Raw genomic sequence first — 14,478 nt, forward strand, 5'->3', positions numbered from 1 at the left:
TGATTAACCATTAAATAAATACATCTGTAGCGAATATAGATTATTAAAGAGGACCCTGAAGAATATTATTATTCTGGCTCTGTGTCAAATGGTGTTGATTAATAGTTTTTATCTTTTGAACGGTCCACTCTTCGGAGTGGGCTTTTTGTTATTGAACCGAAAAACTCCGTTGTAAGAGGTCGTTAAACGGGCGTATATGAAAAAGTGGCGCAACCCTCTAACATAAGGATTGCGCCACTGCTGTACTCGAATTATTTATTCGTGGCAGATCTCCTGCACTTTCGGTGACCAGGGTAAATAGTCCTGTAGGACCGTCAAGTCCCCGGGCACCGGCAAATTAGGTAATGCGGTTCTGTTGCGAAGTTTGAAAATCAAACGCGTTCTCTCTGAACTCCAAATATCTTAGGCTGGTATTCCCATTAATACCTTGATTTCAGTAGACACCGAAAAGCCGAAGAGCGTTCCATTTCTTCGGTTCTTTTTATATATTCCTCGAAGGGTCTCCATGCCCTTAATCGTGGAAGAGGCTGTACGGAGACTTTGATAAAACTTATTTCGTCGTTTAATAGGTCGATGGTCTTGTTCTATTAAATTGTTAAGATACTTCACAGTTCGGTGCTCTGTCTTAGTATATAAACCCACACTCTGTAACTTTCTAAAGGCGGAGCCAAGAGAAGGTGCTTTATCGGTCACAATTGCTTTCGGCTCACCAAACTGTTTATGGAGTCGTTTAAAGAAAGCATAAGCAGACTGAGTATTTCTCTTTCGTCTTAGCCAAATATCCAGTGTCATGCCTTCTGAGTCGATTGCACGATAGAGATAATGCCACTTCCCTTTAATTTTAATATAAGTTTCGTCCATTTTCCACGAATAAAAGGACTGTCTATTTTTCTTTTTCCAAAGATAATAGAGGACTTTGCTGTACTCTTGCACCCAACGATAAATCGTAGTATGACAAACATTTATTCCACGATCATATAACAATTCCTGAACTTCACGATAGCTTAGATTGTAACGCAGGTAGTAACCAACAGCGACAATAATGACGTCTTTTTTGAATTGTTTGCCTTTAAAATGATTCATTACTCTGTCCTCTCTGTCTTTTTTCTCAATCTTTACACTAAAATAGATTTTTTGGAAAACTTTGCAACAGAACCGCTTAACCAATGATATCTTTCTTTTTTTATCATACAAGTTTCCCATATTTTATACTCCCAGATTCCAATAAAGACCATATACTTTCGTGGGAACAAAAAAAGCCGTTTTATATCATTAATTGACATAAAACGACTGATTGATTCTTTTTTATTCACTATAATTTATGCAGCATTTTCTACTTGAGAACTGGCTTGGATTCCTCCTAAAACAAATCGAGAAATCGGCCCCACAATTAATAATTGGTAAGGTAGAGCTACTATGAAGTTCATCCCCCACGTATGTAGGTAAGTAGCTCCCAGATTAGCTGGGATACCTCCTTCGATTAAAATTCCAAACATGGACATAAAGCTGACCATACCAATAATCATTAGACATGAAATTGTCACGATTAATTGTAGTTTACTTTGTTTATTGATTGGTAATTTAAAGGCGATCTTCTTCGCAACAACACCTACGACAAATGAATCTACGATAAAAGCTACTATGAATCCAGGAACCAATCCTGTTAGCAAGGAAACTAATGATAAATCATTATATAAAAGTTGATTGTAGATACTCATTCCTAAAACCATTAAAAAGCACATCAGTGTTGTGAAGATAATTCCTTCTTTTTTATTTGTTGGCAAAATAAAACTCCTCTCTTTCGGTTGCATTCTAGCACCGAAGATTACCATATCACAAATAAAATTTCTTCGTAAGCAAAAATTTTCAAAATTTCAGAAAACTGTTCTTTCATTCCTGAAGTATTGCCTCACCGGTTCTGTTGCAAAGTTTGAAAATGGGGAAGTTTCACTTTCCCATTTTATAAAAATAAAATGGGAAAAAGATCTTTCTTTTTGTCATACAAAAAGAAGAAAAAATTTCTCGTATTTTGTTTGTTCATCCACTAAAAATATGCGAACAGTATGGCTTCATTCAATCCTGTTCTTACAAGTCAAAAGCATCGAATCGTCCTCGTACGATTCAACAAAAAAATTAGTCGTTTTTGGACGACTACTAAGTTCTAAACATTCATTACCCAAAATCAATTTGGTCTAACATCGTTTCTCGACTAGCTTGATCTAATCCAAGATACGTTAAGGTCATGGCTTCACTTGAATGGTTTAATAAATGCATCACTAAGCCAATATTATAGTTTGACTGGGTATAGACCCGATAAGCGCCTGTTTTACGCATAGTATGCGTTCCTAGATAGTTAATTCCTAAAAGATCACCAACTCGTGCCATAATCTTATAAAATTGCTTCTCGGTGATGTGACGGTCTGGGTGAGAAGTTGAAGGAAATAACCACTCTGAATTCATGTTTTGTTGGATGAGCCATGCATGATAAAGCATTAAATCTTGTTGGACAGGTTTTAAATATAACGTATTTCCCTTACCTGTTTTTTGATCATGAATAAATGCAGTTTGTTTGACTGTTCCATCAAGATTAAAGACATCTGTTTTCTTTAATTTCATGACATCACTTACTCTTAACAAGGTCGCTTTCCCAACTTGGAAAATTGTATAGTTGCGACGACCAGCACGAAAACTATCAAGTAGTGTATCCTGCACCATTTTTAAGATATTTGAATCTTTGATAGGTAAAACAATCTGTTGAACCATATATCATATATTCCTTTCTAAAAAATAAGTAAATAATTAAATTATTTATTTATTTATTTTCTTGTCGGTGTCTCATTTCTGCACTTCCGCTTGTAGCAAGGGTTTCATCTGTTATTTTTTTGAAAACAACTTTTTAATTGCTCCCAATTTACGATAAGAAAACAAACAGGGATAAAAATGAACATGATTGCTAGTAAAAGCATGCCTACCATCCCAAATAATCCCTCCATCTTTGGTTCTATTATATCAAAAAAACATAAAAACAACCCCTATTACCTGTCCAATAGATAACGGGGGCTGTTTTAATAGCGTTGTATAGGGGTTATTATCTAAAAATACCCCCTATAAAAACAGATTTCTAGATAGAATTAAGAATATTTCCTATTTCAGTTTTCCATTTTTTATCATGTATAATTCTATATTTATATAAATTATCATCAATTATTTGTTTTTTAGTTAATTGAGATATTTCCTCCCAATTACCACCAAAAATATACGTAGCATTTCCATACAAGATAGAATCTAGAACATAGATATTTTTACTTGAAAAAGCAAAAGCTATATATCCTGAATATCCAGCAGTACCTTGATACTCAATATCTGGATTGAATTCTTCTAAATATTTAAATCTTTCTTCGATTAATATTTTAGCACTTTTTGATACTTGATTAGAATTAGCTACATCTTTAAAAGCATTCCAAATTCTAATCCCTTGGGGAAGAATTTCCCAAGGAACACTTTGTCTAACTGGTTTTAGCATATCTGTGTCTACGTCTAGTATAAAAGTTTCAGCTTTATTGAATAATTCTAACGTGAGATTGATGGCTGATTTTATTTTGTCATATTCAGATTTTTTTTTATTGAATTGCTTATTAATTACTAAATACTGTTTATCATTAAGTAAAATGAAGTTGAGGCCGAAGGGGTCTATAAAAATTTTTGGATATCTTTTATAAGGTACTTCACTAGTTCCAGAATGAATATTTCCTCCCCAATCTTTTAGAGACCAACTCTGAGCGCGATAGGCAGTTTCTTTGGGTTTACTTTTGTCAGATAAAAACTCTCCCACGGTATTACGTTGAGCCATTATTCCATTATAGGGTTTTGGAATAAACATCAATCCATTTTCGTCAGTTTTGTTGAATTTTTCTGATAGTATTTTTTGGATTTTGTTCAGTTCAATTTTAATTCCGATAAAGAATTTTTGGTTGTCTGAAATGTCTGATAGATATTTTTCAACATTATTAATTCTTTTTTTTAATATTTCCATTACTAAGGCCTTCTTTCTTATTCGGTTACTTCAAATGGTGGCAATTCATCAATTAATTCGAGTGTACGCATACTTACTGTAATAACAGATAGTAGGAGGTTCAAAATATACTTAGGATCATCACTAAAATCATTAGGATCATCTGTGATACCAGATTTTTTATCTGTTTTAACTTGATATTGATCAATAATCCATTCAATAGCAGGTCGACCATTAACAATATATTCATAGGCTTTTTCTGGAATATTTTTAATCGTGATACTATCGTTAAAAATAATAGTATCTAATATACCTTTTTTAGGATGTTTCATCTTCTTAACAAGATAATTTGGTTTAGAAATTTCAACTTCAACACCTTCCCAGATAGGCTGATCTTCATAATTCAAATGTAAATCAGCAAGCTTAGATCCAATTTCAAGATACTTTTCTTTATTTTTAAGCAATGGAATACGAGGTAAAGCTTTTTGTAGATCATTAGCATATTTTTTGCGGTATTCAGAAGAATGAAGGACACCATATATATAAAAGAAAATCTCTTCCTCGGTCAATCCATAATGCGAATTTATATTTATTTCGGAAGTGCCAAAAAATCCATTTCGTCCATTGTTCGAATAATAAAATCCTCGACCTTTTTCAATATACTTATATTCAGGTATAGCACTAGTCATTATCACAGAAAAATCTCTTTTTACTCCAGGACCACTAACATAAATTACTTTATTATTTTCCCCAAGAAAATCTTTAAAACGTCCAGGCATTTCAACTATGTCAGTATCATAATATAACCATTTATAAGTATATGGTCTATAGGAACTTTTAACAATCTTACGCTCGTCATGGTTTATGGATATGTTAGAAGATAATTTCGTTTTAGTTTTCCTACTCCAACTCATATATGTTGAATCAGTGTTAATATAATCTAGTTTTTGTTTAGGCAAGTAATTACTTAATCTCTCACGTTCATTATTATAATTCCTAACTAATTTAGCCGAATTATCAAAAACATGTTTCTTCCCGAAATTATAAACCCAACTATCTCTACTCGTTGTAACACCAATTGCTGAATCTTTAAACATTGTATCCGTATAATTAGTAGAGGAGTCATTTCCCATAGGGACATAGTTTAAATAGTTTTTATCTCTCTTATTTATCCAATCACCATTTTCATCAGGAGATATTATTAACCAATCTACATTAACCATAGAATACGTTTTTTCAAGATAATCAAACTTGTCTTTTCTTGTTAAATAATCTCCAATATCATAATAATAAATATCATGATTTTGGCTACCATCTTTAATTAAAATAGTAATTGCTACTCCCGTCATAATGTCAAAGACATTTTGACCTTCTTTTTTGGCTAACTCACCTAAACGCTCTTTTATTGCTCCACGTAGGTTTAAGACATATACGTAATTGAACTCATTTTCAAAGCTTCTCCGAACACCATTCATCGTTTTAAAATCAACAAAAGAACTATTTGTTATAAATCCAATCACACCATTACTAGCTAACCTATCAGTAGCCCATCTGAATGCTTTTAAATAAGAATCATAAACAGAAACTACTCTTCTAGCATCTGTTAATCTAACATAACTATTAGTAATAGCATCCGTTAATTTAAAATAGCTAGTTGAATTATTAATTTCATTTTCATCAACTTGCCCCATGGAGTAAGGTGGATTTCCAATAATTGCAGTAATTGGAACTTCTTGTTGTCGTTTCAAACGTTCATCGTTAGTACCAAAGTAATCATCATCTAATGTATCTTCTGTCTCTGTACTTTCAAAGGTATCTGTTAAGACGATTCCTTCAAAAGGAATATACCCTTCTTCATCACCATTTATTTCATCAAAGGTTGATTCAATGTTAATGGCCGCAATGTAATAGCTTAACAAGACAATTTCATTCGCATGTAATTCTTTCATGAACTTACGTGTGATATCAGCTAACGATATTTCTCCAGCATCCATTTGTTCTTTTAGGTAAGTCAATGTTCGAACAATAAACGTCCCCGTACCTGTAAACGGATCTAAAATATGCACATCTTTACTCGCTAAAGCTTTTCCAAAGTGTTTTTTTAGAACATCATCAACGGAATGAACAATGAAATCGACCACTTCAATTGGGGTAAAGACAATCCCTAATCTTTCAGTCGTTGCTTTAAAAGCAGTTTTGAAGAATTTATCATACAAAGTAACAATAATTTTTTGTTTGTGCTCTGCTTTTTCAACACCTTCAGCTCGCATTCTGACAGATTCATATAAAGGCTCTAGGTTTTCTTGTTCTTTGGCAAAACCAGCTTTTTCTAGCTCTGATACAATCGATTCCATCGCTTGGGAGACAGGGTTTTGATTTACAAAACTATATTCCGAAAATAGTGCCTCAAATATAGGTTTTGTAATTAAATGCTGTGAGAGCATTTCCGCAGCTTGATTTTCATCAATACTTTCGTTGATATTATGTTGTAATGATGAAACGAACTTTTTAAATTCTAAACTAATCGGATCTTTTTTATCTGATAACTTATTTTTAATCCAGTTAATTTGACGTTCTGCTATTTTAGCAACATCTTTCGACCAATTCTCAAGATATTTACGATCTCCAACTTTTTGAACAATTTTACCAAAAATAGCACCTTCAAATTTATCCCACTCAAACTCAAGTTCCGTTTGGAAAGGAGCATTTTCAGTAGTTTTATCTTGATCATTCACTTGATCTGGAGCACTTCCTACACCGATGACTTTTAGCTGTTTAGGTTTAGACATATTTAATTTATCAATCATTGCTTCAAATCGCTCATCGACAGAACGTAAAGCATTAATCACTTGCCACACCGTTTCGTAATTCTTGTTATTATCTAATATTGTTTCTGGTTTTTCTCCAGTTGGAATAACGATTGGTAAGATAATATATCCATAGTCTTTACCTTCAGCCTTACGCATGATACGACCAACAGCTTGAACAATATCAACTTGAGATTTCTTAGGAGATAGAAATATAACTGCATCAAGCGTCGGAATATCGATCCCTTCCGTTAAGAAGCGGACATTAGAAACAATTCGAGCCTCATCGGCTGGTTTATTAGGATTGGCTAACCAATCTAAAACCTCTCCTTTTTGGAGTGCATTCATTTGACCATCCGCATGACGCATTGATAAATGGATAGATTCGTCTTCAATAGCTTCGCTGATATACTCATTGACTACTTCTTCAAATTGACTCGATACTTTTTTAGATTCTTCAATCGTTCTTGTAAAAGCAATCGCTCGCTCTAAAGGAGCTCCATCATACGGACTATTTTTAATAGGGTTCTTATAGCCATTACGACGCATCATTCCGTTCCAAACCCCCACAATACGACCAACATCATCAATATTTAATCCATTTTCTGGATCAGCGAGCGTCCGTTGCATATCTTTTTGAATTGCTGCTTCATCAACTGCTAAAACCATCACTTTATAATCTGTTAAAATATCACGTGAGACTGCCTGACCAAATCCCATACGGAAGAACACTTCTCCGTATTTACTTTCATCATCCATTGATGAAAGTAAGATACTCTTATCTTTGGCATTTTTTTTCGCACTTTCCCCATATATCTTTGGTGTAGCCGTTTGGTACATTCTTTTAAGTCCTTTTACATTGTTATTGCTGTGAACTTTAGAGAATGCACTAGCCTCTTTAGCTGCTTCATGAGCACCTGTGGTTCTATGAGCTTCATCAGAAATAATAAAATCAAACTCTGGAAACCCTTCTTTTTGTGCTTCACCTATGACTTCTATACTCTGATACGTACTAAAAACAACGAGCATATCGGTTGGTTTTTGCAATCCTTCAAAAGCATGCCAGTTTTGCAATATTTTTTTACTAGAAGTTGTTGCTGGATAGCCAATATCAGACGCTTTTATATCCTCGGTTCCGTCAGTACCACGTGATGCATCACGGTCAGAAGTAACGGCCATACTTGTCATTGTTAGTTCACTATCATTATTCCAACCACGCAATGTTTGCGTCAATAATTGAATACTAGGAACAAGATACAACACTTTAAAAGGACCATCTTTATCTTTAGATAGAGCTTCAGATATTTTAAGACTAGTAAATGTTTTTCCTGTACCTGGTGCCATAATTAGTTGTCCACGATCATTTTCTTTAAAATGAGCAAGGGCATTTTCTTTAGCTGTTTGTTGGTAATCCCTTAATTTTTTAGGTTTTTTAACAACAACATTTTCTGGACGTTCAAAATTAAATTGAGACCAGTCAATTTGAGAGTTCCTAAGGTCTGATAATCCAATGATTTCAATTCCTTTTTCATTCTGATCAATCGTTTCACGTGCATTGGAATTCCAATCATCCATCGTAGATACAATAAGTCCTCGTTGATAGTAACTTTTACCTAACTCAGCAACAAAGGAATTAATTTCAGACTTACCAACCTTATTTGTATAAAATTTGGCTTGTATTGCAACCAAATCACCATTTTTTTGTTCAGCAACTAAGTCAACACCTGTATCTTTTTTTGGAATACCATAAGATTCAGGAACTTCTGACAATAACCATACATTTTGATACAAGGCTTTGTAAGTTGGTTCATTTTTTAAATAAGCCAACGTTAGTTTCTCAAAAAGCGTCCCACGTTCTCTTTGTACATCTTTAGAAACAGTATTAATCTGATTAATTAAATCATCAAAAGTTTGTTTAGTCATTTTACATTCCTTCCAAAATGCCACCATTTTTTATTTTTTGTATGAAGTTCTTCTTTTGTATTATCTATGTCTTTAGATTTTTGTACCATAGGATCTTTATCATCTTTTCGTACTGGTACCATCAAAGATTTTAATTCCTTAATTTCTGCTTTGTATTCTTCTAACAACTTTTTATCTTGTAAGGCTAGGCGTTGTTGCTGGTCTAATAGCTTATGAAGCTCTTTTTTTTCTGATTGGAGTTCGGAAACTAGATTCCTTAAAAATAAAATCTCTTCATTCCCCTCTGGATTGCCATCAACTGAATTATTCACGTTGTCGTCAACAAAAACTTTTTGTTGACGTTTTGTTGTTGACGTTTTGTTAAAAAAAGCACTCTTAATAGCTTTTTGACCATCAACGTCAACGTAAACGGTATTTCCTTTTTTTGACGTAAATTGACGTAAATCTATTGACGATTCTTTTTTTATTTTTTGCCATACAGCTTGCTTTGAAACACCTATTTCATCCGCAATTTCTTTTATGGTTTTTAAATCTTCACTCATGCTTTACCCTCTATTTTTTTCAATAGGTCTGCCATATTTTCTATCTCACTTCCTCTAACTGTTGGGAGGTATTGTTCAATCGCTTTTTTAAGGTATTTAGCAATGTTCCCTTTTGAATAAGGTTCTTGCTTCTCACGAACGTATGAGAGGTGCTTTTTGACCCCCTCAAGTCCTCGTAATGTTTTGAGTTCGTCATACTTTGGATAAACATTTTTTTGCAAGCCAGCCATAAGTGATGTATCTGTCATTTCATAAGGCGATAAAAGGAAATTTTCAAGCAATAACCTTGTATATCTACTTTCTAACGCTTTACCTGCAAGCGTTTGGTTTGATAATTCTTTTTCAGCTTTCGCTTCTTTGTAGTTCTTATCCTCCAACTTGTAGCTATTATCATCTGCTCGGCGTTTTTTCGTTATATGAAAGACAATAGAATCAATCGAACGCCCTTTCTTAATCTTGTCATAAGTCACGTTAAAGGAGGTGTGTGCATTGATCTCTTTTAAAGAGTTTTTTAAAATATAACTTTCAAATCTATCAAATCTTTGATACTCACTAATTGTATCGGTCATTTCTCGCAATTCTCGGATTGAAATGGTGGGGTTGCGGTAGGCTGCCACTTGTTCTTCTCGGCGCCCGCCCTTATAACTATAATGCTCGTACTGGTTATAATTCATGGATAACCAGCGATATAAGATAATACTATACTTACTATTCAGTTCTGCTATATCAGACAAGGCATGTTGCGTAAAATTCTGTTTTAAATTGATTAAATAAGGCATAATTTCACGATGAAATTCAATTTTTACTTCATCATGATAATCCGTCCATTCCACATAGGGAATGGGGACAATATTTCTAAATTTAAAGCCTTTTCCCACTTCTTCTTTGATTTGAAAAAAAGCTTGTTTCTGCATATTCTCAACTGCCTGTTTAAAACGTGTGTGTTTATCATTATCAGATACCTTAAAAAAGGCAAATAATTCTGCTTTTGACAAATAAACTGTATGATCTTTTGGTGGTTCTTCCGTGTTAATGCAAGATACTGCTAACTCAAACATTTTGAGTGGGGTTTTATCCATTTTGGCAATGCTTGTAATTAAAGAATTATGCTCCACTACTTTTCGTTTTGATAATTCGTTCAAGATTTGCACCTGCTTCTGATTTTGTTCATTTTTTGGTATACTAGTCATAGAAAACTGCTCCTTTGTGAGTGATTTTAGATAGGCATGAAGAAAATCTGACCAAAGAATTGTTCTTCATGCTTTTATTATATCACAATACCCCACAACTAAAAGATTTTTTTGTGGGGTATACACAGTTTTTTTGTGGGGTATACACAGTTTTTTTGTGGGGTATACACAGTTTTTTTGTGGGGTTTTAATCTCTAAACCCCTGAAAACACTCACTTTTTTTTGACGCAAAAGATATAAAAGATTAAAATATATAAGATAAATATATAATAGGCTTCGCCTTTTTTATTTTTTTCAAAAATTTAAAATCAAAGGTCAAAATCATCCAAAAAAAGAAACAGACTACTCAAGTTTTATATTGAGCAGTCTGTTTCTTTAAATCGTGTTTATACGTGTTTATAGATCTTCTGTTTTAATTTCGTAATAGCCCTCGTAATAATAACTCGCATCAATTCCTTTAAAGAATTGTTCTTTTCCTAAATCATCGGTTAAAGCCTTTTGAATCAAATATTTTAATTCATTGGTGCTGACTGTACTACGGATCATGGCATTTAAATAGTCATCCTTATCAATTTGATTCCAATCGACGATTTTGTGTAGTTTATTTTTAAGAATTAAATCCAACCAGATACGAGTGGCTCGTCCATTGCCTTCTCTAAAAGGATGCGCCACATTCATATCCGAGTACTTATCAATAATTTCATCAAATGTTTCTTGAGGTAATTTATCAATATATTCAAGTGTTTGCGCTAAAAAAATACGTGGCGCAAATTGAAAGTTTCCTTTCGCAATATTCACTTCTCGAATTTTTCCTGCAAAGTCGTAAATATCTTGGAATAAAAACTGATGAATATCAGATAAGCCTTGAAACGTCCCAATTTCAAGATCCTCTATTTTGCCAGACTCAAACAATTCTTTGGCTCTTTTTTTCGTTAATAACTCTTCTTGTTTAGCTAATTCTGCTGAATTGGTTAACCCTAATTTATTGTCTAAAACCACAGGATTACCTCACTCTCTATTTTTTCGGAAAGATTCTTTTAAAGATTTTTGGACGTTTATCTAACCAAGTCGTTGAAGCTTCATACATCAATCGAAAACTGCCATAGATGCCAGCACCGATTAAACCAAAACCACCTAATCCAAGAATGACTGCCCCATAAGGATGTTTAGGCTGTATTTCCATCACTGTGTCATACAAAATATGCAAACCCCAACCATCCCAGATACCTTTATAAATCCATCGTCCGATGAGAATACCGACAACTAAGAAACAGAACAGGCAGACAATGTTCGCAATCAGAATACCGTAACGTTCGACAATCTCACGTTTGCGATCTGCTTTTATCTGCTCTTTTTGTTCATTCAGTTCTTTTTTCAAAGCGAGTAATGCTTGTTTTTCAACTTGAATGTCTTTCAGTATATCCGCTTTTAAGTTTTCTGCCTCTAAACGATGGAGTTGTTCTTGAATGGCAGATTCCATTTTTTGATTCGCAACCGCTTCTATTTTTTCTTGGTAGTCCCGAAACTCTTTATTGACCTCTTGACGGACTAAGGTTTCTAGTTCTGGAACGTTACTGAAATCAATTTTGCCATTTTTATAAGCATTTAATACTTGAACAACGAGTTGTTCATCTTTATTCATCGACTCATCCCCCTATCATGATCTTTTGTTGGTTTCTTTTCGGACTGTACGTCTCTATTTGCTTGTTTTTCTAGGCTTTTCTGTTGTTCTTGCTCGTCATTTTTCATGTCCTTTGAAAAGCGACGTTCAAAATCATCGAGGATTTTCTCTTTTGTTTGCTTTAATTTTCTTGTAACGCGTTGAGTAAGTTCTGGTACTCGTCCTGCAAACTGTTTGATTGTGTCAATAAATCGATTAGTTGTTGATTTTCGTTTGAGAGCTTCTGATTTTCTTGGTTCAATTGCTTGTTCAAGGCTAACAATTTCTGATTCTCTTTGTTGAGTGTCTCGCTCAAGCGGAGTAATCGCTGGTTCTCGTTGTTCAACAGCTCTAAATTCGTTTTGTCTTGTTCTCTTTTCCAACTCATGTAAAATGGTCTCCCTTCCAAAATCAGAACCCAATCGGGTCTCTCGTGCTCGTCTTTGCTTATTATTGGCGTCTAAAAAGGCGTATGAGAACGTTTGGCCTCTTTCTGATAGAATTACACCATTATCGGATAAACGCTCTTTAAACGTCTCATATGAGCTCACAGAGACATCTTGAAGCGATTTATTGATTCTTTCTCTCAAATCATCCATGTAAGAATACTCATTTTTGGCGATTAGTTCTTTTTCTGTCTCTGTTTGGCGCTCTTTTGGTGGCTCTAAAATGTGCCAGTTTTCTCGAGAAGCGAGTCGATCATTCATTTCTCGTGCTCGTTGAACGCTTTCTCCTTTTTGTTCTCTTAATTTCTTTCCTGTCTCTAAATTGACCTTATTGACAATGATGTGGTTGTGTAAGACGTGATTTTTCCCGTCTAAATGCGTATACACAGCACTTTGATGGTTAGGATAGAGATTTTCTGCTAACTCAACGCCTAAATCATTGGCTTTTTGCCAGTCCTTTTGTACTTTCGGATTCAGTTCATCTAAGGCGAAAGATTGGGTAATACGCAAGACTTGATTGGATTCTTTCGTTTGGTTATGAAGTTGTCGAATGACATCGAATTGTTCTTTGGCGATAAAGGGATCAATCCCGTTGGTTCCACCCACGGCAACTGCCCGACAATTTGTCAGCTCCACAGGACGTTCCAATTGATGGTCTTGTAGCCACTGTTCAGTTTTTTCATGCATGGGTCTGTCTTGTCCTAAAGCATAATTAAGGGCGCTCGCTGCACTTGCGCCATTGCTTATTTTTGCAATTGTTGCCATAACTCTTGATACCCCTTTTGAGCTTGAGCGAGTACTCCGTATGTATAGCGTAAAGCCTCGATCAGCTCTTTATCTTGGTTGTCCATTCGATCGAATTGATTCAGTTTCTTGGCGATTTGATTTAAATTGGTTCCTTGTTTTGAGAGTTCTAGCAATAAAGCTTTCGCTTGGTCATGTTCGAGATAAGGTTTTTTTAAATGAGATTTTTGTGCTAATTTTTTCGCATAGAGATTCGGAGAGAGTCCATATGTTTCTCCTGAAATTTTCAGCTTATTGTATTGTTCTTCAGATAATCTAAATTGAATGTACTTTGTTTGATTTTGTGATACTTCTTTCTGATCCATAAATAGCCTCCTCAAAGATAAAATGCCCCAGCGCTCATTCCTCAATCGCCCTTTGTCATTGATTTTGTAATAAGCATTGCGCCCTGTTCGGTTACAATCATTATAACAAAATAGCAACTATAAAACCATAAATACTGCAAGCTATCACATTGTAATACAAATCACTTCGTTCTTGTATTACAATGTGGCTTGAAAAGGGGGCAGTTTCACTTTCCCCTTTTATCCCCTTTGGATTGTGTCGATTTGCTTTACGCAAACGCCACCTACCCATTTTATAAAAATAAAATGGGCAAAAGATCTTTCTTTTTGTCATACAAAAAGAAGAAAAAAAGAGACGAATTTCGTCTTCTGAAATCATCCCTCTTTTTTCTAAAATCATGGATGAACAAAAAATCTTTCAATTTTTTTGTTCATCCACTAAAAATATAAGAATTTTATCGTACGGATCAAAAAAAGGTTCTGTTGCAAAGTTTGAAAATCAAACGAGCCCTCTCTGAACTCCAAATATCTTAGGCTGTTATTCCCATTAATACCTTGATTTCAGTAGACACCGAAAAGCCGAAGAGCGTTCCATTTCTTCGGTTCTTTTTGTATATGCCTCTCAATGCTTCTATGCCCTTAATCGTAGTTGATGCAGTACGAAGACTTTGATAAAGTTTATTTCGACGTTTAACAGGTCTATGATCTTGCTCAATTAAGTTATTGAGATACTTGACTGTCCGGTGCTCAGTTTCGCTGTGTAGCCCCTGCTTTTGTAACTTCCTAAAAGCACTAGCAATTGATGGTGCT

Annotated in this window: 12 protein-coding genes; all 12 read right to left on the reverse strand. The window is 34.3% G+C overall.

Features of this window, described 5'->3' with window-relative positions:
* Positions 1 to 402: 402 nt before the first annotated feature.
* The gene (locus ACTQ48_RS10140) at positions 403 to 1,083 is read right to left on the reverse strand and encodes an IS6 family transposase (protein ID WP_441570815.1); all 681 of its coding nucleotides are present in this window, start codon (positions 1,081 to 1,083) and stop codon (positions 403 to 405) included.
* A gap of 236 nt (positions 1,084 to 1,319) precedes the next feature.
* Positions 1,320 to 1,811, reverse strand: a complete 492-nt coding sequence (locus tag ACTQ48_RS10145) for a DUF2798 domain-containing protein (protein WP_441570817.1) — start codon at positions 1,809 to 1,811, stop codon at positions 1,320 to 1,322.
* A 361-nt stretch (positions 1,812 to 2,172) separates the two neighbouring features.
* The gene (locus ACTQ48_RS10150) at positions 2,173 to 2,763 is read right to left on the reverse strand and encodes a site-specific integrase (RefSeq protein WP_115236116.1); all 591 of its coding nucleotides are present in this window, start codon (positions 2,761 to 2,763) and stop codon (positions 2,173 to 2,175) included.
* A 358-nt stretch (positions 2,764 to 3,121) separates the two neighbouring features.
* Positions 3,122 to 4,033, reverse strand: a complete 912-nt coding sequence (locus tag ACTQ48_RS10155; protein ID WP_441570819.1) for a hypothetical protein — start codon at positions 4,031 to 4,033, stop codon at positions 3,122 to 3,124.
* Between the two features lie 17 nt (positions 4,034 to 4,050).
* Positions 4,051 to 8,742, reverse strand: a complete 4,692-nt coding sequence (locus ACTQ48_RS10160) for a DEAD/DEAH box helicase (RefSeq protein WP_441570821.1) — start codon at positions 8,740 to 8,742, stop codon at positions 4,051 to 4,053.
* Complete coding sequence (locus ACTQ48_RS10165) at positions 8,739 to 9,284, reverse strand: hypothetical protein (RefSeq protein WP_441570822.1); 546 nt, start codon at positions 9,282 to 9,284, stop codon at positions 8,739 to 8,741. The genes ACTQ48_RS10160 and ACTQ48_RS10165 overlap by 4 nt, the downstream gene beginning before the upstream one ends.
* Positions 9,281 to 10,474, reverse strand: coding sequence for a RepB family plasmid replication initiator protein (locus ACTQ48_RS10170; protein WP_062810217.1), 1,194 nt, complete (start codon positions 10,472 to 10,474; stop codon positions 9,281 to 9,283). Before ACTQ48_RS10170 ends, ACTQ48_RS10165 begins: the two co-directional genes overlap by 4 nt.
* 396 nt (positions 10,475 to 10,870) lie before the next feature.
* Positions 10,871 to 11,473 carry a protein adenylyltransferase Fic gene (gene fic / locus ACTQ48_RS10175; protein ID WP_167595095.1) on the reverse strand — a complete coding sequence of 201 codons (603 nt, stop codon included), beginning with the start codon at positions 11,471 to 11,473 and terminating at the stop codon, positions 10,871 to 10,873.
* Between the two features lie 16 nt (positions 11,474 to 11,489).
* Positions 11,490 to 12,116, reverse strand: a complete 627-nt coding sequence (locus tag ACTQ48_RS10180) for a hypothetical protein (RefSeq protein ID WP_441570825.1) — start codon at positions 12,114 to 12,116, stop codon at positions 11,490 to 11,492.
* The gene (locus tag ACTQ48_RS10185) at positions 12,113 to 13,345 is read right to left on the reverse strand and encodes a relaxase/mobilization nuclease domain-containing protein (RefSeq protein ID WP_441570827.1); all 1,233 of its coding nucleotides are present in this window, start codon (positions 13,343 to 13,345) and stop codon (positions 12,113 to 12,115) included. Before ACTQ48_RS10185 ends, ACTQ48_RS10180 begins: the two co-directional genes overlap by 4 nt.
* Positions 13,324 to 13,689, reverse strand: a complete 366-nt coding sequence (locus ACTQ48_RS10190) for a plasmid mobilization protein (protein WP_017369566.1) — start codon at positions 13,687 to 13,689, stop codon at positions 13,324 to 13,326. The genes ACTQ48_RS10185 and ACTQ48_RS10190 overlap by 22 nt, the downstream gene beginning before the upstream one ends.
* A 509-nt stretch (positions 13,690 to 14,198) precedes the next feature.
* A partial coding sequence (locus ACTQ48_RS10195; RefSeq protein WP_441570829.1) for a DDE-type integrase/transposase/recombinase occupies positions 14,199 to 14,478 on the reverse strand: 280 nt, incomplete at its 5' end.

Origin of the sequence: Collinsella sp. Sow4_E3, from assembly GCF_052116285.1 — a bacterium.
GTDB lineage: Bacteria > Actinomycetota > Coriobacteriia > Coriobacteriales > Coriobacteriaceae > Collinsella.